Genomic DNA, 24752 nt, shown 5'->3' with positions numbered 1-24752 from the left:
ATTACCCCCATTAACATTGAAAACACAAATGAACAAGTCAGATCAAATTTTATATTACATCAAGCACGGAGCATTGGCCATTACCATTTCGTTCTTTACAATCGGCAATATTAGGGCCCAAAGCATTATTCCTATTGAAACCGCTCACAATGCATTGGTATTACAGGCCGATATAAAGAAAGATGTAAACACCATTTTTTTTGGAAAGAAACTAGCTAACAAACAAGAATACGCTCAAATTACAGCACAATTTAAACAGACTGAAGATTATACAGGTCAGCTAAATTCTGTGTATACGCCATCAGGCTCCAGGAATTTGGTAGAACCAGCTATTAGTGTTACCCATGCCGATGGTAATAACTCCCTCGATCTGAAATACATTGATCATACCGTTACCGCTATTGATGATAATGTAAGTTTAATAAAGATCAGATTAAAAGATCCCGTGTATAATTTTGAGGTAACCCTATACTATAAGTCTTTTTATAAACAGGATGTAATAGAACAATGGACGGAGATTAAACATAGTGAGAGAGGTACGGTGGTATTGCATAAATATGCTTCGGCTAATCTGCACTTAAAATCACCGCGGTTTTGGTTAAACCAATACCATGGCGATTGGGCTAAGGAAATGCAACCAGAGCAAAGTGAAATTACCCATGGCATTAAAACTTTAGATAGCAAACTGGGCACCAGGGCAAATTTGTTTCAACCTTCTGTTTTTATGATTTCGTTAGATAAACCTGCTGAAGAAAATGAGGGCAATGTTTTGTATGGTGCAATGGAATGGAGCGGTAATTTTAAGGTCGATCTTGAGCTGGATTACCAGGATAACCTCCGCATTATTGCCGGAATGAACAATTATGCTTCGCCCTACAGCTTAAAAGCAGGTGAAGTTTTTACAACTCCTGCTTTTTTGTATACTTTTTCTGATCAGGGAAAAGGTGATGCCAGCAGGAAATTGCAAGATTGGGCACGTAATTATAAAATATTAAATGGAAAAGGCAGCAGGTTAACACTTCTGAATAACTGGGAAGCCACTTATTTCGATTTCAATGAGCAAAAATTGGCCGATTTATTAAAAGACACCAAAAAACTGGGTGTCGATTTCTTTTTGCTTGATGATGGTTGGTTCGGAAACAAATATCCGCGTAACGATGACCATGCCGGGCTTGGCGATTGGCAGGAAAACAAGAAGAAATTGCCGAACGGAATAACTTCTTTGGTAAAAGAGGCAGATCATGTAGGAACCAGATTCGGAATTTGGATAGAACCCGAAATGGTTAACCCTAAAAGTGAGCTTTATGAAAAGCACCCTGATTGGGTGGTAAAACAGCCTAACAGACCTGAATACTACTTTAGAAACCAATTAGAACTCGATCTGAGTAACCCAAAAGTACAGGATTTTGTTTTCGGTGTGGTAGATGGTCTGTTTACTAAGAATCCTAAACTGGCCTACATTAAATGGGATTGTAATGCGGTAATTTACAATGCATACTCCGCACATTTAAAAAATCAATCTCATTTTTACATCGATTATGTAAGAGGATTGTATAATGTGCTGCAAAGAATCCGTGCAAAATATCCAACTGTGCCAATGATGTTATGCTCTGGTGGAGGTGGGAGGGTAGATTATGCTGCCTTACAGTATTTTACAGAGTTTTGGCCTAGTGATAATACCGATCCTTTAGAACGCATATTTATGCAATGGGAATACTCTTATTTTTATCCTGCCATTAGCAGCTCTAACCATGTAACCGATTGGGGAAAACAGCCAATAAAGTTCCGTGTCGATGTAGCCATGATGGGCAAACTGGGTTTTGATATTGTGGTGAGTAAATTGCCAGAAAAAGAGCTTCAGTTCTGTCAGGAGGCGATTAAAAACTATAACGATGTAAAACAAACGATCTGGCAAGGTGAGCAATACCGTTTGGCTAATCCACGTACGGGTAGCATAGCATCCATGTTATATGTAAATGCACAAAAAACCGAAGGTGTAATTTTTAACTATCTGGTCAACAACCGTTATGGTGAGAATAGTAAGTATCCGATTAAGTTGAATGGTTTAGATGTAACAAAGAAATACCATATTAAAGAAATTAACCTTTATCCCGGTACAAAATCATCAATAGATGATACTAAAACTTATACTGGCGATTTCCTGATGAAAGTGGGCTTTAACCCTAATGTTAATAACAGGAGGACCAGTGTGGTGTTAAAATTAGAAGAGGTAAAGTAATATGGCGTTCGTCATTTCGACTAAAGCATAGCGAAACGGAGAAATCTAATTAATGGTTTCTCCATTTTTTACCACAGCGCCGACAGAAAGCAAACCGCAGAGGGCACTGAGCTGGAGCATAAATAAATACGATCGTCATTTCCGCGTGGGCGGGAATCTTAAAGCCCATTCCATGTTTTGGTCTACCAAACAATTTTTAAATTTTAATCCACTACATAGATCCTTCGACTACACTACCATTGACAGCATCCAGTAGAGCGGTCGTCATTGCTAGAAGGAACGACGAAGCAATCTTTCCTGCTAGCCTTCCTTGCTAGAAAGATTGCTTCGTCGGCTGAAAAAGCCTTCTCGCAATGACGATACTTTGAGGTAATTTATCTCCATTAATATTTCCTGTCATTTATATTAATTTTTATAAAATAAATTACTCCTTAGGATGACAAATGAGACTATAGGCAACTCATTGATTGATCGACTTTGGACTACTGACTTCCGACTAAGGACCCTTTACCAAACTAATCCTCATCTTCACTTCCATTCATAAACGCCCGAGGGCTTTTCCCAAATTGTTTTTTAAACTCCCTGCTAAAATATTTAGGATCGTTAAAGCCAACCTGATAAGCCACTTCATAAATAGTAAACCTATTTTGTTTAAACAGCTCCATTGCTTTCTTTAAACGGATCGATTTAACAAAATCATTTACGGAAAGGTTGGTTAGCTTCCTGATTTTTTTGTACAAAATCGGTCTGCTCATACCCACCATCGAAGCGAGTTCAGATACCCCAAAATCTTCATCGGCGATATGCTCATCAATGTATTTTAAGAGTTTTAGCATAAAAGCTTCATCAATGGCGTTGATGGTGAGTTCTTTCGGCTGTAAATGGATGTGTTTTAGAAATTTTTGACGCATTACCTGCCTCGACATCAGTAGATTGCGGACATTCAGTAAAAGCAGTTCGGGACTAAAAGGTTTGGTAATATAGACATCGGCACCAGTTTCTAAACCACTAACCTGGTGGATATGAGAAGAGCGGGCTGTAAGGATAATAACGGGGATATGGCTGGTCCGTTCATCTTCCTTAAGTCTGCGGCAAAGTTCTATACCATCCATTATCGGCATCATTATATCGCAGATAATCAGATCTGGAAGCGTTTCTACAGCCGTTTCCCAACCCATTAATCCATTTTCACTTTCGGCAACCTGGTAATGTTTGCCAACCAGTGATGTAATTAACAGTCTGATTTCACTATTGTCTTCCACCACCAATATGGTTTCGGTCGAAATATCAGTTTCTTTTTCGGGTTTTAAAGTTTTTAATTCTTGTTCTGCCTGCTGCGTGTAGATATCGGGATGGCTCGGATAATCTTTTATCCCATCAAAAAGAGCCGTTTTAAAATGTGATTTCCCTTTCTTTAACTTTACTGTAAAATTGGTGAAACCACGCTCGCCATTTTCAGCAGGTGTACTTTCTACAGCAATATGTCCTTTATGTTCCTCCACAATTGCTTTAGAAAGTGCCAAACCTATTCCCGAACCGATTTGGTTGGAGTGTTGCTCATCAACCTGGAAATAATCACTAAAAAGATTTTTTAAACTCTCGGCAGGTATACCCAGTCCGTTATCAGAAATGCTAATCGCTACTTCATTCTCCATTTCCAATAGAGAAACAGAGATTTTGCCGCCCTTTTCGCAGAATTTAAAGGCATTAGATAACAAGTTGAACAATACTTTTTCGAGCTGCCTTTTATCAAAAAACAGTTTGATGTTTTCCTGCTCGTGTACAAACTCATATTGTATATTGTTCGTTTTTGCTAGATGAGAGAAGGAGATGAAAATTTCGTTAATAAAATCGATAATATTATCTTCCGTAACATGCAGGGTAAGGTGCCCGGTTTCAGCTTTTCTAAAATCCATTAATTCGGTAATAAGCCGCATTAGCCTGTTTGCATTATTTTTTATCGGAATAATCTGTCGATTTAACTCGGTATCGGTTTGATATTGCTTCGAAAGATTTTCTAAGGGACCAAGAATTAAGGTAAGTGGTGTCCTGATTTCGTGGGCCACATAGGTGAAAAAATTCAGTTTCATTTTCTGAATGTCTTCAGTACGTTTAAGCAAAGCTCGCACAAATAGATAACGTACAATTAAAAATAGTATACCCGAAAAGAAAGCCAGATAAATAAGATAGGCCCACCAGGTAGCCCAAAAGGGCGGAAGTACCGTTATTTTAAGCGTTGCAGCTTTACCGCCAGGATTTCCATCATTATTATTTCCTGTTACCATAAAGGTATAATTGCCTGCAGGAAGATCCGTATAGGTAACACTGGGCACATCGGTTTTTACCCAATCTTTACTGTGGCCCTTAAGGATATAACGGTAACTGTTTTTTTCTGGTTTAATGTAATTTAATAAGGCAAAATTGAGCGTGAAGTTGTTGTTGTCGTGTTTAAATGTAATTTGCTTAGTGCTTTTGATATCTTCCTTTAACAATCCATCCGGAGCATTTACCACCACGGCTTGATCGGATAGTTTGAGTTCGGTAAGGGTGATTGGTGCAACATTTTTATTAATATCAATCTGGTTGGGAAAAAAGGCGGTTAAACCATCGTAACCACCAAAAAACAACTCGCCATTACTATCTTTAAAAAACGATCGGATATTAAAATCGTTGCCCGCTAGTCCATCGCTTTTGGTGTAATTAATAAACTTTCCCGTTTTAGTAACCAATTTGGATAATCCCTTATCTGTACTGATCCACAGGTTATTTTCGTCATCTTCAATTATTCCCAGTACATTACTGTTTGGTAACCCGTCTTTTTCATTATAATTCTTGAATTTTCTGCTTTTATTATCGAAAATGCTCAAACCACCAAAATAAGTTCCAATACAAATATTTCCATTTCGTATCTGAATAATGCAATTAATATGATCTGAATTTAAACTGCCTGCGCTGTTTTTCTTCTCATAATAGGCTGTAATTCTTTTAGTGGATGGGTGGTAAGCATATAATCCGGCCATCGTTCCAATCCATAAATTTTTGGCCTTATCTTCAAATATAACCTGGATATACTTGTTCCTCAGGTTTCGTTCTAACGGACTTTTAATTGTTTTAGAAGCATAATGGCCATTTGTTTTTTTTAATGTAGATAATCCATCTCTGGAACCTACCCAAACAGTACCCTCACTATCTACAGTTATTGCAATTATTTCGTCACCACCCGGATTGTTTTTTACATCTTTAACATTGATTATTTTCCTGAAATTACGACCTGAGGGATTAAATAGGTATAAACCACCACGGTGTGTGCCCACCAGTAGGTGCCCGGTTTTATCAAGGCACAGGGTTTTAATTAGGTTGGAGTTAAGCCCGTTGCTGTTATTTGGCTCTGATTTATAGTAGGTAAAGGTATTGTTGCTTCTGTTTACGTAATTTAAACCACCACCTTCAGTGCCAATCCACAGGTTATGGTATTCATCTTCGGTCATGGCACTTACAATATTGCTGCTCAAACCTTGCTGTTTCTTCGAATTTCTAAAAACGGTAAATGGCGTTGCAGACGGGTAAACAACATTTGCGCCTTTGTAATAAGTACCCAAATAAACTGAGCCGTTGATATCTTGAAAAATACTATGGATAGAATTCTGGCTCAATCCGCCTGTTTGTTCAGGGTCGTAACGGTAATTACTAAATTTTCGCGTATTTGGATTGAAGATACTTAATCCTTCCTGTGTCCCGATCCAAATATCGCCCGCTTTATCGCAGGTTAGTTTTCTAATGTCATTATTAACAATCGAATTTTGATCTGTAGCACTGGTTTGGTATCGTGTAAATGTTTTGTGTTCGTAATCGAATAGGTTTAAGCCGTTGTAGGTACCTAACCAAAGCCGCTTTTGTTTGTCGATTACAATACTTTTTACAGCATTAGAACTGATGCTGTTCTTGTTATTGGGATTATGTCTGAAAATTTCAAAATGATATTTACCGTTAACAACGTAAATACGCACCAAGCCATCATAAGTGCCTACCCAAAGGTTCTGTTTTTCATCTTTAAAAATTGAGAAAATACAGTTAAGCCTAGATTTATAATTGGGTTTATCGAAAAGAAACTTCTTGAAAATCTGCTTTTCGGCATCTATAAGCAGGTTAAGACCATTATCAGTACCTATCCAGATATTTTTTTGAGGATCTTCATACAAACATTCTACTGAATCGCAGCTAAAGGAATTGGCAGAACTCTTTCTATTGATGCGATAAAAATGATCGGTTTTTTCATTGTAAATATTCAGTCCGTTTTCTGTACCTACCCATAATCTTCCTTTGCTATCACTTAATAAGGTATTAATCACATTATCCGAAAGGCTGTTGAGGTTGTCTGAGCTTTTGTTGTAAATTTTAAAACGAAAACCATCATAACGGTTTAACCCTTGTCTGGTACCCATCCAAATAAACTGGTTTTTATCTTGCGCAATAGCCATCACGGAATTTTGCGACAAACCATTTTCCATCCTGAGGTGGTTAAAAACAATCTGCTTCTGGGCACGCAAAGAGGTGCAAATAAAAAGCATTGAGAAAAACCACAAAGCGTTTAAACGCAGATTCATAAATTATGTTAGTTTTTGGCCATCCTATGGCTAATAGAAGAATAGCCCTTGATGTATTTCCTTTAAATATAGCGCGAACTTATTAAAATATTAAAGGATTACAGTTTTTCTACCCTTTCATTTACAATTTTCGACCTTTTTGAAGGAATAATACGCCAGTTTTGGTTTAAGAAAATTGAGCTAACTAGGCCACAATAACCAGTGGCACAGAGACTATTGATTAAATAAACTGACCAAACCAGAGGATATGAATAAAGGCTAACCGCACAAACTAAACTATAGTCTATTCACGACTTTAAATTGACTAATCCAAATCAACTAATCAAAAAGATAACCAAACAATGAAATTCAACCTAAACCAACGGGGTACTATGCCGGTTTGCATATGTCCGCTGTTTCCGTTTACTATTTACAGCAATCGAATCAAAACTTCTGATACCTATGCTAAGGCATAGATTCAATCTATTACACTAATAAATTAAATGTGAATTGCTGCTTACAAATAATTAGGCATGCAGAAATAATTCGGGCTGTTAAATGCCGGACGAATCAAACCTACGCTAAGCATTGAATTAGGCGCTTTCTGCATAACTAAAGTTATAAACAAAATAAATTATTTTAAATGAACGGAACTTATACTTCGATTATAAAGCGGATGACGCTGTTTGGGGTGCTGTTATTCTTGGCAAACAGTGTTGATGTTTTGGCATTCCCAAACCTTACCAATTCTTTAAAAAGCAAGAAATTTCAGGTGCCATCGTCGGCCAAAAAAAATAGTAAACGAATTCCCAACGATTCATTGTCGAATTTGAGAGATTCTTTGAGAACCAAACTCAGGAATTCTGCAGCGGTAAATTTGCCAGCCAATAATGTTTCAGTTTTATTTGGAACGCAGAAAAATGTAAAAAGAATTCAGTCTTCGGCTACAATAAATGGAGAAGAGCTGAAGAGTTTTCCTACACCACAAGTGGGCTTAATGTTGTACGGGAAACTGCCAGGTTTGTACGTAGTTCAAAATAATTTCCAGTTGGGTTCTGACGAACCTGCTATATCGCTAAGGGGAAGAACGCCATTGGTTGTAATTGATGGTGTACCACGCTCGTATCTAAGTATCGATCCTGAACAGATAGAAAGCATTTCAGTAATAAAAGATGCACTGGGAACCGCACTATATGGCATGAAGGCCGCAGACGGGATGTTACTGATCACAACCAAGCGTGGTGCAAACATGCCCAAGCAGATTACCTTTACCAGTCAGTACGGTATTCAGCAGCAAATTGAACGGCCAAAATTTCTGGATGCATTCAATTATGCCACCTTATTTAATGAGGCCCTGGTAAACGACGGCCGGCAACCCATTTATACAGCAGCCGATTTAGATAAGTATAAAAATGGTACAAATCCTTTTACGCACCCCAATGTAAACTGGACCGATGAAATTTTAAAGGCTACAGCGCCTGTGAGCAGACAAAACCTGAACTTAAGAGGCGGAAGCAACAAGGTTAGATATTTTGTAGACCTCGACTACCTGAGCCAGAGTGGTTTTTTAGTTACCGATCCTTCCATTAATACTTATGAAACGAACAATAGTTTCAAGCGATATTCTTTCAGAAGTAATATAGATGTTGATTTAACAAATAGTACTACGCTCAGTTTAAGCTTGTTTGGAAGAATAAGAAACAGCAATCAACCCGGATCTACAATAGCCAGTATTTACAGTACATTGTTAACTACGCCTAACAATGCCTATCCGAAATTTAACGAAAATGGCTCGCTAGGGGGAAACACCGAGTTTCAAAATAACCTGTATGGTATGTCGATAAAATCTGGATACAGGCCATCGGTTAATCGAAATTTAGGGGCAGATGTATCGTTAATGCAAAAGCTCGATACTTTTTTGCCTGGTTTGTATGCTAGTGGTGCAATATCTTTCAATTCCTACTATAACGAAAACATCAACAGAAGTAAATCTTTTGCGGTGTATTCGCCGGTAGTAAATCCAGTTACAAACCAAACTAGTTATAAAACAATAGGTGGCGATGGTACGCAATCGAATAGTTCTTCTCCCACAGATTTAAACCAGCAAATATTTTCCCGTTTCGATTTGGGTTATGATAAAACAATAGATAAAAATACTTTTAAAGCCCAGCTATCATTTATCAGAGACAGTTATGTTTTGGGTGGCGCTTTATCGCAGGTTAATCAATCGCTGGGCGGAAGGTTTAATTACGATTACGATAATAAGTATTTATTGGAATTGGCCACTTCGTACATGGGCTATGACCGCTATAAAGCGGGAGACCAGTGGGGCTTCTTTCCATCAGTTGGTTTAGGTTGGAACATTGCCAACGAAAGTTTTTTTGCTAATTTAAAAAATACGGTTAATTCGTTAAAAATCAGGACATCTTACGGTTTAACCGCTACAAATGCGGCAGCTGGGTATTTCCAATACCTGCAAAACTTTGATAATGGCGATACATTTTACAGCAGAAATCCGCTAACCACTTCAAATACTAAAGATGAAGGACCGCTGGCTAACCCAAATATTACCTGGGAGAAAGCAAAGAAATTTAATATCGGCTTAGATGTTTCGATGTTAAAGGATAAAATATGGTTTACCGCCGATTATTATAAGAACAGTTATTATGATCTGTTGCAAACCAGGAGGACAAATGCGAGTGCAGTAATTGGAGCTGTTTTACCGCCTGAAAATATGGGTAAAAACCAATATTCAGGTCTTGAACTGGCGCTTGGATACCAAAATCAGATCAACAACTTCAGATATTTTATTACTGCCAATGGCTCGTGGAGCGCAAGCAAAGTAATTTTTAATGATGAACCTTTTAGAAAAAATGCTTACGAATACAGAACCGGACAACCTGTAGGACAAACTTTTGGTTATGTGGCTGATGGTTTTTACAACAACACTGCAGAAATTAACAACGGACCAAAGGTTGATGGCTACCTCCCGGTTCCCGGCGATTTAAAATATAAAGATTTAAATAACGACGGTATCATCAATACTTATGATATGACCGCAATTGGCAGTACCAAGCCTGTTTTCTTTTACGGTGTAACTGGAGGGATCAATTATAAAGGATTAGACTTTTCATTCACCTTAAATGGTACAGCAAACAGAAATGTGTACTTCAACTTTGTCAATTTTGCATCAACTGGTGCAGCTGGCGGATATGGACAAGCCTTAGAAAGCAGTTTGTTAAGATGGACACCTGCTACCGCTTCACAGGCAGAATATCCACGTTTAAGTGTTGGTAATAACCCAAATAATAGCCAGGTTTCTTCTTTCTGGATTAAAAACGGCAGTTATTTAAGATTAAGGAATGTAGAAATAGGTTATAGTTTACCTGGTAACCTGATTAAATCAATCGGTTTTACCAATGTCAGGGTATTTACCAATGGCCTTAACCTATTAACCGCCACAACCTTAGATGGGGTAGATCCGGAAGTGTTGATCGGAAATGTACCCAATCAGCGGATATTCAATTTTGGTGTTAACCTTCAGTTTTAAATCTTGATTATGAATAATTATAAAATATACTTCGCTATAATCTGCCTGTTATTTGCATTTGGCTGTTCGAAAAAATTTGAGGCAGAACCCTTGGACCGCATAACCGGCGACTTAATTTTTGATCCTCTCGATAAGAATGCTGATTATGCAAAACAATTTTTAAACGGAACCTATTTGTTGTTGCCAGATTGGTACAACAGGGTAGATGGCAGCTTTTTAGATGCTGGAACAGACGATGCTGTACCATCAAGAATAGGAACACAGGCAGAATATTACCGTACGGGTAGAATATCATCTACAACCCTTCCTGATGACGTTTGGAGCAAGAATTATCTGGGCATCAGAAGAGCCAATCTTTTTTTAAGCAAAGTAGATGTAGTACCCACAACTGCAGTTTTAAAAACGCAGTTTAAAGCTGAAGCAAGATTTTTGAGGGCCTATTTTTACTTCGAACTGGTTAAGCGCTGGGGCGGCGTGCCTTTAATTGGTGATAAGGTGTTTACCATCAATGATGATATAAATATACCAAGAAATACGCTCGACGAATGTTATGCTTATATCGTAGCTGAGTTGGATGCCATAAAAAGTTCATTATTACCTTATGCCATTACAGATGGAGATTGGGGCAGGGCAAATATCGGAGCCGCAATGGCCCTAAAATCGAGAGTGCTGTTATATGCCGCCAGCCCCTTAAGTAACCCGACAAATAATATCCAGAAATGGACATTAGCTGCACAGGCAGCGGCCGATGTTAAAGGATTGGGTTATACCCTGGTAACCGATTGGGTTGCAAATTTCAATGCAACCAAAAACACCGAGTTTATTTTTATTAAACAGAATGCTTTAAATACAAATATCGAAATCAACAACGGTCCGATTGGATATTTACAGGGCGTTGGCTTAACCAGTCCGTCGCAAAACCTGGTCGATGCATTTTTAATGCTTGATGGAAAAGCCATTTCCGATGTGGGATCTACTTATGATCCAAACAACCCATACGTAAACAGAGACCCGAGGTTAACCGCTACCATAATGCACAATGGCAAAAATTGGTTAGGAAGGCCTGTTGAAACATTTGAAGGTGGCCAGGATAGGCCGGGGGGAAATAGAACACAGACCAGAACGGGATATTACCTGAGAAAATTTATGGGCAAATTTGAAACCTCTACTACATACACCAATCAGGCCCATCATGTAATCTTATTAAGGTATGCTGAAATTTTATTAAACCATGCCGAAGCGCTAAACGAATCGGGCGGGGCAGTTGCCGATATCGTTAATAATTTGGTTTTGATCAGGAAAAGAGCAGGAATTCTTCCTGGTTCTAATAATCTTTATGGCTTATCGCTTACGCTTAGCAAAGATGAATTGCGTAAAATAATTCAGAATGAACGTCGTATAGAACTGGCTTTTGAAGAGCACAGAACCTGGGATCTGAGAAGGTGGAAGATAGCCGAAATTGAATTAAACAAGCCAGTCAGAGGTGTGCAGGTTATTAAAAACGGAACGGCCTTCTCTTATACTTATTTTAATGCCGCAAATGCTGTTTTCGATGCTAAAATGTATTGGTACCCCATACCACAGGCCGAAATATTAGCCAATAACAAAATGGTTCAGAATCCAGGATGGCCTAACTAATAAGCGGCATAAATTTAAAATAATGAAGCACATAGGTTTTCAAATTACAGATTGAAATGGAAATCAGGATGGCTTCATGCAGATAAAAAAGAAACTATATACAGATGAAAAAAATACTGAATATAATATTGCTTGTGCTGATCACTAATTTGGCTTACGCCCAAACCAAAGTGGTAAGGGGTGTGGTGGCAGATGATAAGGGCACAACACTGATTGCTACAACAGTTACAGAACAAGAAAACCCAAAGAATATTGTGATCACCAATACCAGTGGCGCTTTTAGTATTAAAGTTGGTGCCAACAGTACCAAACTGATCATAAGCTCTGTTGGTTACATCACAAAAGTGGTAACCATTACCAGCCAAACTTTAAATATTGTTTTAAAAGAAGATAATTCAAATTTAAATGAAGTGGTTGTAGTAGGTTTTACCCCACAAAAGAAGATAACCAATGCCGGCGCAACCAGTACAGTATCAGGTAAAGAATTAAGACAGAGCCCTGCTGCAAGTTTTCAAAATGCACTAGCCGGAAGGCTACCGGGTTTGTTCCAGCAGCAAACCAGTGGTCAGCCTGGAGCCGATGCTGCTAATATTTACATTCGCGGGGTTAGTACCTATACAGGAGCATCTAACAGGCCATTGGTAATTGTAGATGATGTAGAGTACCCGTACGAGCAGTTAAGTCAGTTAAATTCGAACGAGATCGAATCCGTTTCCATTTTAAAGGATGCTTCTTCAACTGCTATATATGGTATAAAGGGGGCAAATGGTGTAATTGCCATTACTACTCGCAGAGGTACAATTTCTGCCCCAAAGATTACATTCAGAAGCGATTTTGGCTTGCAAACGCCAACCATACGAAGAAAACCACTTGATTCTTATAATGCTTTACTCTTATTAAAAGAGCAGGAGGTAAATGAGGGCAGAGACCCTAATCTAACTTATCCCGGACTGGTTACCGATGAAGCGCTAAACCATTTTAAATTGGGAGACGATCCTTACCGCTACCCAAGTGTAAAATGGTATGATGAGGTAATGCGTAAAAATGCTTTGCAGCAAAGCAACAATATTGACATTATTGGTGGTACTCAGAATTTAAAGTATTTCGTAGCACTAGGCAATGTTAATCAAAATGGTATTTTAAAAGAGATCCAAAAAGACGAAAATTTTAACAGCAATTATTATTTAAAAAGATACAATATCAGATCGAATGTTGATTTGAACGTAACTAAAACATTAACACTAAAGTTAGATCTTTCGGCCAGGTTTAATGAAATTAACCAGCCAAATCTTCCCGATGTACTCGCCGGTGGCGCCGTTTCTATTTGGCGGAGGTTAAGCAGCGGACTTTTAAACCCATGGAATTACCCTGTAAAAAACCAAGATGGAAGTTATGGAGGCAGAAAATCAGCAACGTTAAATCCGGTTGGTATTTTACAATATGCTGGTTACAACAGAAATTACAGTAATAACCTTAACTTAAACTTAAAGGCCAACCAAAATTTAGATTTTGTAACAAAGGGACTTGCCGCAAGGGTAATTCTGGCCTACACCAATAATGTAGAGTTTAACCGATCGTTAACCAGAGGGCGTTTCCCTACTTATGCTTACCTGCCGGGATCTGATGTTTTAGACCCTGTTTTTCCGGAGCTAAGTAGGTTAGATCCGCTTACTGCAGTTACTACGTTTGATGCCAATACATCAGGCTACCCTATTCGTAAGGTTAATGTACAAGGTATTTTAGATTATAACCGTCAGCTTGGAAACCACAATTTATACGGTCTAATCGTTTACAACCAGCTAACAGATATTTCTGGTGCCAATATTCCTGCAAATTTTAGAGGATATTCTGCAAGAATAGGATACAATTACAAATCGAAGTACATCTTCGAACTGAACGGTGCATATAATGGTACTGATAGGTTCAAAGCAAATAAGCGGAATGGTTTATTTCCGGCAGTAAGTGCAGGCTGGAACATTAGTGAAGAATCCTTCTTTAAAAAAGCACTTCCTTTTATCAATTATATGAAAATCAGGGGCTCGTTGGGTACCGTTGGTTCGGACGATTTCCCGAATACTTACCGTTATATCTACGAAGAAATTTATAATGCACCCTCAACAGCAGCAAACTCTTACTGGTTTGGCGATAATAACAGCTTACAGTATGGTATTACTCCGGGAGCCCTCGCAAATGAAGATGTAAGATGGGAGCAGGAACGTAAGTTGGATATTGGTACAGATATTAAATTGCTGAACAGTAAACTTGGAATAACCTTCGATTATTTCAACCATAAAAGGTACGATATTTTAACAGTTAGGGAAACCGTTCCTAATTTCTCAGGTATTACGTTACCTCCGGTAAATTTGGGTATTGTAAATAATAAAGGTTTTGAGCTCGACCTATCATACCAGAATAAACTGTCAGAAAACTTATCCTACTTTGTTAAAGGAAACATTTCCATCTATAAAAATAAAATAATTTACCGTGATGAGCCTTATAATCAAGGTAACCCCTTGCTGATGCGCACAGGCCGGCCTATTGGTCAGATTTATGGGTATACCAGCATAGGTTTCTACAATGATGCGGCCGATATCGCCAATAGTCCGACATCAGTTGGCCGTGCAGTTAAACCTGGCGATTTGAAGTATGCCGATATCAACAACGACGGAAAGATCGATCAGGGTGATATTGGTCCGATTGGCAACCCGAACATCCCTCAGATCAACTACGGTTTTTCATTAGGCACAAGCTACAAAGGTTTTGATGTTTCAGTGCTTTTTCAGGGGGCTGCAAAAGGAAGTTTAAGTGCTTCTACTATGTTTCAGATCGGGAATGTTAACGGCACACCTGCTGAAATACACTTAAAAAGATGGACACCAGAAACTAAAGAAACTGCAGAATTACCACGTTTAGGTGGTGCCAACTTTGATCAGTCTACTTTTTGGTTACGCCCAACAGATTATATCCGACTCAAAAACGTAGAACTGGGCTATAATTTCAATAACAAACTGATCAGTAAAATCGGATTATCAAATGCCCGCATTTACGCCAATGCCGCAAATCTGGTTACCTGGTTTAACCTGAAGATTTATGATGTAGACCCTGAGTCTATAAATTCTACAGGAACGGTAGAGGCCTATTCATCCTATCCTCAACAAAAAATTGTAAACCTCGGCTTACAGGTAACATTCTAATATATAAACAGATGAAAAATATAAATTATATAAAAACTTTAACATTGGTTGGCTTATTAGCGATAGGTGCTGTTGCCTGCAAAAAAACTGATAGCAGTAGTTTTTTGGATAAAACAGATGTAGGGCAGCTCAATGAAGCTACTGTATTTGCCGATAGTTTGTTAACGTTTAGGTTTTTAACGGGTATTTATACCGGTTTGGCCGGAACATACTATCTCGATAATGGCTTAACAGGCGGTGGTTTGTGGTCGTACAGCGATGCATCAGACGATTCGGATATCGTATGGAGCGGTGCTACGGCGCAAATAGCACCCGCTTTTAATTCGGCAACATTTCAAAGTCAGGCCGATTTTAGCCGGTTTAAGAACCACTGGAACAATTGTTACAATAATATCAGGCGGGTAAATGTTTTTTTGGCAAACGTAGACAGATCTCCGATTTCAGCCGCCAGAAGAGCAACTTTAAAATTAGAAGCCAGGTTTTTAAGGGCTTACTATTACTGGCATTTACTGCGCAATTATAGCGGTGTGCCAATTATTGGCGATAAAGTTTACGCCATAACCGACGATTTTGGTTTAGCCAGATCTACATTTGCCGAAACCGTAAATTATGTTGTTAGTGAATTAGATGCTTGCGCAGCTTTGCCTGTAACCACACAAATTGAAGATTTCGGACGGCCCACAAAAGGTGCCGCATTGGGCTTAAAATCAAAAGTTTTACTCCTGGCTGCCAGTCCTCTTTTTAACGGGCAAAACCCCGGCACAGGTGCCAATAAAAATCTGGCAGGTTACGATAACCTAGATAACAATAGATGGAAACTAGCCGCAGATGCAGCAAAGGCGGTGATGGATATGGGCATATACAGTTTAGTGAAAGATAATACCACCGCCCTTGGTTATGGGTATTATCAGATGATGATTACAAGAAATACCCCTGAGCATATTTTTCAGGTCATGAAATCGACAAACAGGTGGTACGAAGGTTTTCTGCTGCCGGTTTCCCGCGGCGGGCAGGCTTACTCTTATCCAACCCAGGAACTGGTAGACACCTATCCGATGAAAAATGGTAAAAACATTAAAGAAGTAGGCTCTGGTTACGTAGAAGCAGATATGTACAAAGACAGGGATCCCCGTTTTTATTATTCTATATTATATGATGGCAGTTTGTGGTTAAACAATACCACAAATACTAAAACGGTTGTTAATTTGTACGCCAATGCCCCAGGCGATGGTTTAGGTACCTCGGGCTCTACTAAAACGGGGTATTTGTACCGTAAATTTTGTCACGAAGGTGCTGGTGGCAATTTTGGCATATCCAATAATATTGGTTTGGTGGCCATCAGATATGCCGAAATATTACTGAATTACGCAGAAGCTCTTAACGAATTTAGCGGCCCCAGCACAGAAGTGTACCAGGCTGTTGAGCAAATCAGAGAAAGAGCTGGTTTAGTACCATTTCAATTGCCATTGCAGTTAACCAAAGAGCAAATGAGAGAAATAATACGCAATGAGAGAAGGGTAGAGCTAACCTATGAAGAAGCGATTAGATTCTTTGATATCAAAAGATGGAAGCTGGCAGAAACTTTAATAAATGGTCCGGCAAACGGGATGCGTTGGACACGTAGCGGATCAACCGTTACCGGAGCTCGCTTTTCGTTTGAAACAAGGAGATTTACCAATCCTCAAATGTATTATTTCCCTATTCCACAATCAGAAATTAACAAGAGTGCAGTGCTGATTCAAAATCCAGGATGGTGAGATTCTTAAGTCCGAAGTCATGAGTCTGGAGTCGATTAGGTCGTCATTGCAAGCTTGCCTTGCAATGACAATTTCGAAGAGCCAATTGATCAATTACCAACCACCAATGAACCAATGAACAGTAGCAATCAGTTAACCGTTTCGAAATTAACCGATTAACCAATACGCAATGAACCGAATAACAAAAATCAGAACACTTGAACCCATTATGTTCTATTCTGGGAAGCAAGATGAACTGCAGATTTTTTTAAACGAAACCGAATATGGTGAACTGATTATTAAGTCGTTGTCTAACGATCAGATTCAGGTTAAAACGGTGCTGCTCGATGAAACAGGCGAAAAACTCAACTGGAAACAGGATTACAAAGGGCTTAGGGTATCAGTGCCAGAAACATTGGTAACCAGCAAGAAGGCTACGGGGAGGGTGGTAAAGGTCACTTTTTAACAAAAATGACAATGATGAAATAAAAATCAATTAATCAAATAACCTCAAACCATTAAACATGAAAAACAAAAAACAACTTTGCTTTGCGCTGCTTTTGATGATTTCAAGCGGCCTTTTAATGACTGCCTGTAAAAAAGCACCCGTTTCAGAACCAGAAACGTTTAGCGCAAAACCAACTACATTGGCAGTAAGCTCGGGAACCACTCCGCCGAGTTTTGTTACCAATACCAAAAACCTCAATATTGTAATGTTCGTGCCAACCGATAACCCGGCACTTTCTGATTACAAAACCCGCTTAACCTCTTTATTGGTTCATTTTCAGGGCTGGTTCCATACCGAAATGTTAAGGTATGGCTATGATAAGTACATGGGGCTGCCCAAAATCGATTCAACCGGATTGGTGCGTTTTATCGAAATACCAGCTCAGTTCGGACAGTCGGCTTATCCTTACGATGCCAGTATTTCGGCAACTAAAATCCTGAATGAGATTGCTGCTTACAAAGCTACACATGCTTCAGAATTCTCCAATTCGAGTCATACCCTGATTTTATTGCCGCAGCGTACAGATGGTAGTTTCGATCAGCCCTTTTATGGTTACGGTAAAAATTGTTTTGCTACTGATAATTCAAACATGGCGGTCGATAAAATCCCTAATGCAACATCAAATTTACTTGGCGGTATGTTGCACGAACTTGGACATGGCTTAAATTTACCCCACGATCATGCCAAATATGCTTCAGAACAACCAATCTTAGGTACTTCTTTAATGGGATCAGGAAATGTAACTTTCAGTAAAGGTCAGCCAACATTCTTGACTGAGGTTGATGCTGCCATTTTAAACCGTAACGAAGTGTTCCAGAATCCTTTGCCTACAGAAATACCTTACGAAGCAGCCACCACCACTATTAATGCACAGTTTGCCTATAATGCAACAACACAAGCCTTCGATGTTACAGGTTCATTTACAAGTAATAAAGAGGTAAATGATATCCTAATTTACATGGACCCGGATTTGGGTGGTAGCGATGCTGATTATAATGCAGTGGCATGGAGATCGAACCCGGGTACTGGAAATACAATTTCGGCGACCATTCCTTTTAGCGAGCTTTATTATAAAAACAATGAAGCTTACAACATAAGGGTGAAATTGCTATTAAAAAATGGCGGTAATGTGAGCAAAACCTATTCGTTTACATTTTTAAATGGTGTGCCACAGGTTGGAGCAAATGGTTCTGCTAAATTTCATCAGAATGCGAGTTATGGTGGCTATGGGGTATCATTACCTGTTGGCCAGTATACTACAGCCGATTTAATTAGCCGGGGCATTAGTAATAATGATGTATCATCTGTTAATTTAGGACTAGGTGTTAAAGTAATTATGTACGATGGAGATAATTTTACCGGAAGTAGTATCGAATTAACCTCATCAAGCACTTATGTTTCTACCTTTAATGATAAAGCATCGTCGATAAAAGTAATTGCAGTTAATTAATGAATAATAGATTTTTAAAACAGACTGACCTGAAGATGCTCAAACCAAAATATCAAAAATGAGAAAAACACTTTTTTTAAGTCTGTTATTTGCACTGTTTGCCCAGTTATTGGTTGGGCAAACAGTGCAAAATAATGCGTTGAAACAGTTTAAGGAGGGGAAATTCGGCATGTTTTTACATTGGGGACTGTATGCCCAAACGGCAGGCGACTGGAAAGGCCATAAAGTTAAAGGTGGCGAGCATTTTATGCTTTACGAACGCATTCCGGTAAAGGAGTATGGAGCCATTGCCGATCAATTTAATCCCGTAAAATTCGATTCAGATGCCTGGGTTAAGCAAGCCAGTGAAACAGGGATGAAGTATATTGTTTTTACTGCGAAGCATCATGATGGTTTTGCCATGTACAATTCAGCCAGCAGCGACTATAATATTGTAAAACGAAGCCCCTTTAAGCGCGATCCGATAGCAGAACTGGCGAAAGCCTGCAAAAAATACAAAATCAAACTTTGTCTTTATTATTCCTTAGGGAGAGATTGGCAAGATCCGGAGGTGCCAACCAACTGGCCTGTAAAAGCTGGAAGAAGCAACACTTGGGATTATCCTAATGAAGATGAAAAAGTTTTTAACCGCTATTTCGAAAGAAAGGTTAAGCCGCAGATCACCGAACTTTTAAGTAACTATGGTCCAATTGGTGCACTGTGGTTCGATACGCCCGAACTTATCAGTAAAACAGAGAGTGCAGAACTTAAAGCGTTAGTTAATAAATTGCAGCCAAACTGCTTGGTTAACAATAGAATTGGAAATGGTTATGGCGATTTTTCAATTTCAGAACAGTCTTTGTTACCCACATCAAAAAAAGTATGGGAATCTTGTTTAACCATTGGCCAAAACTGGGGCTACAACAAATACGATAGTCTTTGGAAATCGCCAGAAATGCTGGTGCGTCACTTGGTAGAAGTAACGGCTAACGGTGGCAATCTGCTGTTAAATGTTGGCCCTAAAGGCGATGGTACATTTTCGGAGTGGGCAACTGCCCGATTAAAAACGATAGGTAAATGGATGGATATTAATCATGAAGCCATTTATGCTAGCCATCCATGGTTGGTTATGAAAGAAAATAGTGGAGAAAAGACCGACAATATTTCCATTGAACAAAGTAAAAACGCCATTAAAGATGCCGTTTTTGATGGTACACCAAAATCTTTAACACCAGATATTTACTATACCGCAAAAGATAAGACTGTATATGCTTTTTTAAGAAGCTGGCAAAAGTCAGATGTACTATTAAAGACGATAAATAAAAGCACCCTGTCTGTTAAAAATATTGAACTTCTGGGAAACAGTAAGAAAATAAAATGGGTAATAAACAATGAGGGGCTTAGTCTTGATTTGCCCAATGATTATAACAGCGGAACTCAAATTCCTGTTTATGTATTAAAAATAACAACCAATTAATGAGATTACTACATATATTATCTATATTAATTGTTTATTCAACTGCATTTGCACAGCAACCAGGAATTATTCCTATGCCGATGCAATTTGTAAAAGGTAGTGGCTACTTTACCCTGAACAATTACAGTAGTATTGGTTACAATAGCGAACAGTTAAAAACAATTGCTTACTATTTTCAGAACGAATTATTAAGTCAAAAAGGAATTACCGTTCAGCAAAAAGCAAAATCGGCAAGTATTGTGCTGGTACTAAAAGCAGGAAAGAAACGTGCAGATTCATGCGCTTATCAGATCAGTATCAAACCTGGCCAGATTATCGTTTCCGGTACACATGCCAATGGAATTTTTTATGGGGTGGTCTCGCTGTTGCAACTGGCATTAACCAATAAAAACAACCAACTTCCTGCTGCTGAAATAAGTGATGCACCGGTTTATGGATGGCGTGGCTTTATGCTCGATGAATCCCGGCATTTTTTTGGCAAACAAAAAGTAAAGTCCATTTTAAACTGGATGGCCTTTTATAAACTGAATACCTTTCACTGGCATTTAACCGATGAACCTGCCTGGCGCTTAGAGATTAAGAAGTATCCTAATTTGGCCCTTATTGGTGGTATTGGAGATTATCTAAACCCCAATCTGCCAGCACAGTTTTATACACAAGCCGATATTAGGGAAATTGTGGCCTACGCTGCCGAGCGCTACATTAAGGTTATACCAGAAATTGATATGCCTGGGCATGCTACTGCGGCCAATAAAGCCTATCCAGAATACTCAGGAGGCGGTTCAATAGGGCATCCGGAGTTTACCTTTAACCCTGGCCTGGAAAAAACCTACGGTTATTTAACCGATATTTTAAAAGAAACCAATGTGCTTTTCCCTGCCGGGTTAATCCATTTAGGAGGAGATGAAGTGAGTTACGGAAACGAAAAATGGAAAAGCAATCCAGATATTTTAAAACTACGCGAGCGCGAAAAGCTTAAGGATGACGCTGCGGTAGAACACTATTTTATAAAACGTATGGCCGATTCGCTCTACCAATTAAACGCCAGGGCTATTTTTTGGGATGAAATGGCCGAAGCCGATCTGCCGAAAGAGAAAACGATTATGTTTTGGTGGCGCCATGAAAAACCTGCTCAGCTCCGTACAGCTTTAAGTAAAGGTTACCCAACGGTTTTGTGCCCGCGTTTGCCACTGTATTTTGATTTTGTTCAGGATAGTACCCATCAATACGGTAGGAAGTGGAACAAACTGTATAGCCCCATTGAACAGGTATACCAGTTCGACGCTCAGTCTTTTGCCGGGAGTGATAAAGAAAAACAACTTATTTTAGGTATACAGGCTAACCTTTGGACAGAAACAGTAGACAACGACAACCGCTTAGATTATTTACTTTTTCCGCGGATTGCTGCGCTGGCAGAAGCTGCATGGACGCCGCAAAACCAGAAAGATTTTAAAACCTTCAGTAATAATTTAAACCAACATCTGGCGCTTTATGGTAAAGCAGGACTTTATTATTATCATCCATCAAAACCCTTACAAAACCCAGAAATACCAGTTAAGAGAAAGAAACCATTAAATTATAAGGATTAATAAGAACACGAATAAAATTTGAATATGAAGAATATATTAAAGTTTGTCTTGGTTACTGTTGCTTCGATCGTTGCAATAAACCCGGCAGATGCACAATGGACTGGGCCAAAGAACAAGCCTACAAAAGAAGTTGAAGTTAAATACGGACCCCTAACACCACCACACCGTACCGATGCCGACATGGAAGCCTTTCGCAGTTATGGTTTAGGACAGTTTATCCATTGGGGAATTTATTCTATCGCAGGTAACGAATGGAATGGGATAAGTGCAAGGGGAGGTGCAGCAGCATCAGAATGGATCCGTTCCTGGAGTGGGCCTACAGCACCAAAAGATTGGACTAAAACTTACGATAACCTGTATAAACAGTTTAACCCCAAAAACTTCGATGCCAAACGCTGGGCTAAACAAGCTAAGGATATGGGCGCAAAGTATGTGATTTTTACCACCAAACATCATGATGGCTTTGCACTTTGGCCAACCAAATATTCCGATTATAACGTTTCTGCATCGCCATATAAAAAAGATATTGTAAAGCAGATTGTAGATGCCTATACCGCCGAAGGTATTGATGTATATCTCTATTTCTCTATTTTAGAATGGAATAATCCAAATTATATGGGTAAAACCCCTAAAACCGACGAAGAGAAAGAAAAATTTGGTAAGTTTTTAACTTATACCCGAAACCAGCTTTTAGAGCAACTGGATAACTATCCGAAAATTAAAGGTTTCTGGTTTGATGGAACCTGGGATGCCTCATGGAAAAGTGCCTACGAATTTACCTACAATTTAGAAAAAGAACTCCGAGAAAAACATCCTGGCTTAATTATCGGATCACGTTTCCGTAACGATGAACACGGTTCAAGACACTTCGATTCGAATGGCAATATTTTAGGCGATTACGAGCAGGGCTGGGAGCGTAAGTTACCTGCAGAGTTTGAGTGGTTGAACGGTAACGATTGGGACGCAGTAATGACTATCCCGCCAAACGGTTGGGGATATATGAAAGATTGGTCGGGAATTTATACCAAAACTACCGACGATTTATTGGATATGCTGATGCGTTCGGTATCGATGAACGGCAATTTTGTACTAAACTTTGGCCCCGATGGTAATGGAAATATGCATCCCGAAGAGGATAAAATTGCAAAGGAAATCGGCGAGTGGATAAAAATAAATGCTGAGGCAGTATATGGGGTACGCCATGCTGCATTAACCCCTTCTAAATTAGGCTACTTTACTCAAAAAGACGATAACCTTTATTTAACTGTTTTTAATCAACCCGTAAATGGCATTGTGCGCATTGCGGTGCCTAAAAATGCCAAACAAGTTCCAGGTACAGCTGCGCTTTTAGTAAACAGCAAGAATTTAGGCTTAAAACAAGCAGACATTGGTTTAGATCTGGATAAGAATACCTATTACGATGTAGTACTGCCAAAAGATTTTAGACCCAACAAAGCATTTGTAATTAAAATGAAGCTGGTGGTGCCTAAAGCAAAAGCAGCAAAGTTAATGGATGCTAAAATGTAGTTAGAGTGCTCCGTTATTTCTGTAAATTTTTTAATTCAGAAGATTTAAAATAAACCGTGCGGCTGTAAACTATCAAACCAGGTTTTGTAATAAATGGAAACAATAGCTGAGAGAGTATAAACTGGGTTTTGATTGAGAGATTTAAATGTAAACGATATGGTAATTAATAGGTTGATTAGTGCCCGAATTTTACCGTCTATACTAAGCGTACGTTAGACTGGTTATCTGATGTCACGCCTTGTAAATACATTTATTTGGTTAGTTAATGATTGCGTAGCGATGGATGTTTCTACGCAATCTTAATCCTAACTCATGGCTATCCATATTATAATTTACCAAACCAATTAAGTCTTAAGCTTGATATCTTAATATAAATCATAGGTGCAGTAATATAAATCATGGGCGCAATAATATAAGTCGCGGGTGCGGTAATATAAGTCGCGAGTGCAATAATATAAATCATGGACGCAATAATATAAGTCGCGGGTGCAGCAATATAAATCATGGTCGCAATAATATAAATCACGGGTACGATAATATAAATCGCAGGTGCGGTAATATAAATCGCGCTATTGGCCAGATACATTTAATATTGAATTAAAACTGTACTGTAACTTTAACAATTTCATAACGCTAGCTAACTATCTTACTAATAACATCGGTTCATCTTTGTTAAAAGGCCCTAATCAAATAATAGGATAATTTAAGCACAATGATATGAGACTGATTTCTTGCGTAGCGCTATTAATGGTTATACCTGCAATTGGACTTTTAACCAAAGCGAACAAATTTACTGATGATAAAAATCCTGAAACCCCAGTGCATGAGCACATTGTGAATGATTCAGCTTCTTTAAAATTATTTAGTCATATTGATACGGCTGCTAAATTTGAGGGTGTACCCGTTGTATTTGCAATTGATTATCGGTTGAATTTTTTTAAGCCTGTATACCTCAACTCAGCCCCCTTATTTACAATTAATAAAATAAAGTAACGCGCTGCGCTCAGAAAATATAAACAGGAGATCGTTATCATAAGTCGACTTGGCTCATTAGTTCTCTTGTTCATTAGTCGCTTTCATTCCCGAAAAGGTGGCAGATCATGTGGTGTCAGATATTTCTATCTGACCTTCTATATAGTATTTAATTCGAATTTTGGTTTTTCATAGGCTGTATCATAAATATAGATTTGTCATCCTGAGCCTGTCGAAGGACCTATTTAAATATCCCGAAAGGCGTTTCGACAAGCTCAACGTGACAAATTCGAATGGAAATTACAAATAT

General features: G+C 38.7%; 12 protein-coding genes. 11 read left to right on the top strand and 1 reads right to left on the bottom strand.

Going from position 1 to position 24752, the window contains the following annotated elements:
- The first annotated feature begins 28 nt into the window (after positions 1 to 28).
- Positions 29 to 2239 carry an alpha-galactosidase gene (locus tag ACN9MR_RS11620; protein WP_426329848.1) on the top strand — a complete coding sequence of 737 codons (2211 nt, stop codon included), beginning with the start codon at positions 29 to 31 and terminating at the stop codon, positions 2237 to 2239.
- 515 nt (positions 2240 to 2754) lie between these two features.
- Here the strand turns inward: ACN9MR_RS11620 and ACN9MR_RS11615 are convergent.
- Entirely contained in the window at positions 2755 to 6843 is a 4089-nt protein-coding gene (locus ACN9MR_RS11615) for a hybrid sensor histidine kinase/response regulator transcription factor (RefSeq protein WP_426329847.1), read from the bottom strand.
- A 622-nt stretch (positions 6844 to 7465) separates the two neighbouring features.
- Here ACN9MR_RS11615 and ACN9MR_RS11610 point away from each other — a divergent pair.
- The 10 genes from ACN9MR_RS11610 to ACN9MR_RS11565 all read left to right on the top strand — a co-directional run bounded on the left by ACN9MR_RS11610 (position 7466) and on the right by ACN9MR_RS11565 (position 24463).
- The gene (locus ACN9MR_RS11610) at positions 7466 to 10372 is read left to right on the top strand and encodes a SusC/RagA family TonB-linked outer membrane protein (RefSeq protein ID WP_426329846.1); all 2907 of its coding nucleotides are present in this window, start codon (positions 7466 to 7468) and stop codon (positions 10370 to 10372) included.
- A gap of 9 nt (positions 10373 to 10381) precedes the next feature.
- Positions 10382 to 12010, top strand: a complete 1629-nt coding sequence (locus ACN9MR_RS11605) for a RagB/SusD family nutrient uptake outer membrane protein (RefSeq protein WP_426329845.1) — start codon at positions 10382 to 10384, stop codon at positions 12008 to 12010.
- 104 nt (positions 12011 to 12114) lie between these two features.
- Positions 12115 to 15204: a SusC/RagA family TonB-linked outer membrane protein gene (locus tag ACN9MR_RS11600; protein ID WP_426329844.1), complete on the top strand. Its 3090-nt coding sequence runs from the start codon at positions 12115 to 12117 to the stop codon at positions 15202 to 15204.
- Positions 15205 to 15215: 11 nt separating this feature from the next.
- On the top strand, positions 15216 to 16961 hold the full coding sequence (locus tag ACN9MR_RS11595; protein ID WP_426329843.1) for a RagB/SusD family nutrient uptake outer membrane protein: 1746 nt from the start codon (positions 15216 to 15218) through the stop codon (positions 16959 to 16961).
- Positions 16962 to 17130: 169 nt separating this feature from the next.
- Entirely contained in the window at positions 17131 to 17406 is a 276-nt protein-coding gene (locus ACN9MR_RS11590) for a hypothetical protein (RefSeq protein ID WP_426329842.1), read from the top strand.
- Positions 17407 to 17464: 58 nt separating this feature from the next.
- Positions 17465 to 18898: a hypothetical protein gene (locus ACN9MR_RS11585; RefSeq protein WP_426329841.1), complete on the top strand. Its 1434-nt coding sequence runs from the start codon at positions 17465 to 17467 to the stop codon at positions 18896 to 18898.
- A 58-nt stretch (positions 18899 to 18956) separates the two neighbouring features.
- Positions 18957 to 20354 carry an alpha-L-fucosidase gene (locus tag ACN9MR_RS11580; RefSeq protein WP_426329840.1) on the top strand — a complete coding sequence of 466 codons (1398 nt, stop codon included), beginning with the start codon at positions 18957 to 18959 and terminating at the stop codon, positions 20352 to 20354.
- Positions 20354 to 21943 carry a beta-N-acetylhexosaminidase gene (locus ACN9MR_RS11575; RefSeq protein ID WP_426329839.1) on the top strand — a complete coding sequence of 530 codons (1590 nt, stop codon included), beginning with the start codon at positions 20354 to 20356 and terminating at the stop codon, positions 21941 to 21943. The genes ACN9MR_RS11580 and ACN9MR_RS11575 overlap by 1 nt, the downstream gene beginning before the upstream one ends.
- A gap of 24 nt (positions 21944 to 21967) precedes the next feature.
- Positions 21968 to 23470 (top strand): alpha-L-fucosidase, encoded by a 1503-nt coding sequence (locus tag ACN9MR_RS11570; protein WP_426329838.1) that lies wholly within the window; start codon positions 21968 to 21970, stop codon positions 23468 to 23470.
- A 747-nt stretch (positions 23471 to 24217) separates the two neighbouring features.
- Positions 24218 to 24463 (top strand): hypothetical protein, encoded by a 246-nt coding sequence (locus ACN9MR_RS11565; RefSeq protein ID WP_426329837.1) that lies wholly within the window; start codon positions 24218 to 24220, stop codon positions 24461 to 24463.
- Positions 24464 to 24752: the final 289 nt, after the last annotated feature.

It is taken from the genome of Pedobacter sp. R-06, from assembly GCF_049913135.1.
Taxonomy (GTDB): Bacteria; Bacteroidota; Bacteroidia; order Sphingobacteriales; family Sphingobacteriaceae; genus Pedobacter.
This window is presented reverse-complemented; position numbering and strand designations above follow the sequence as displayed.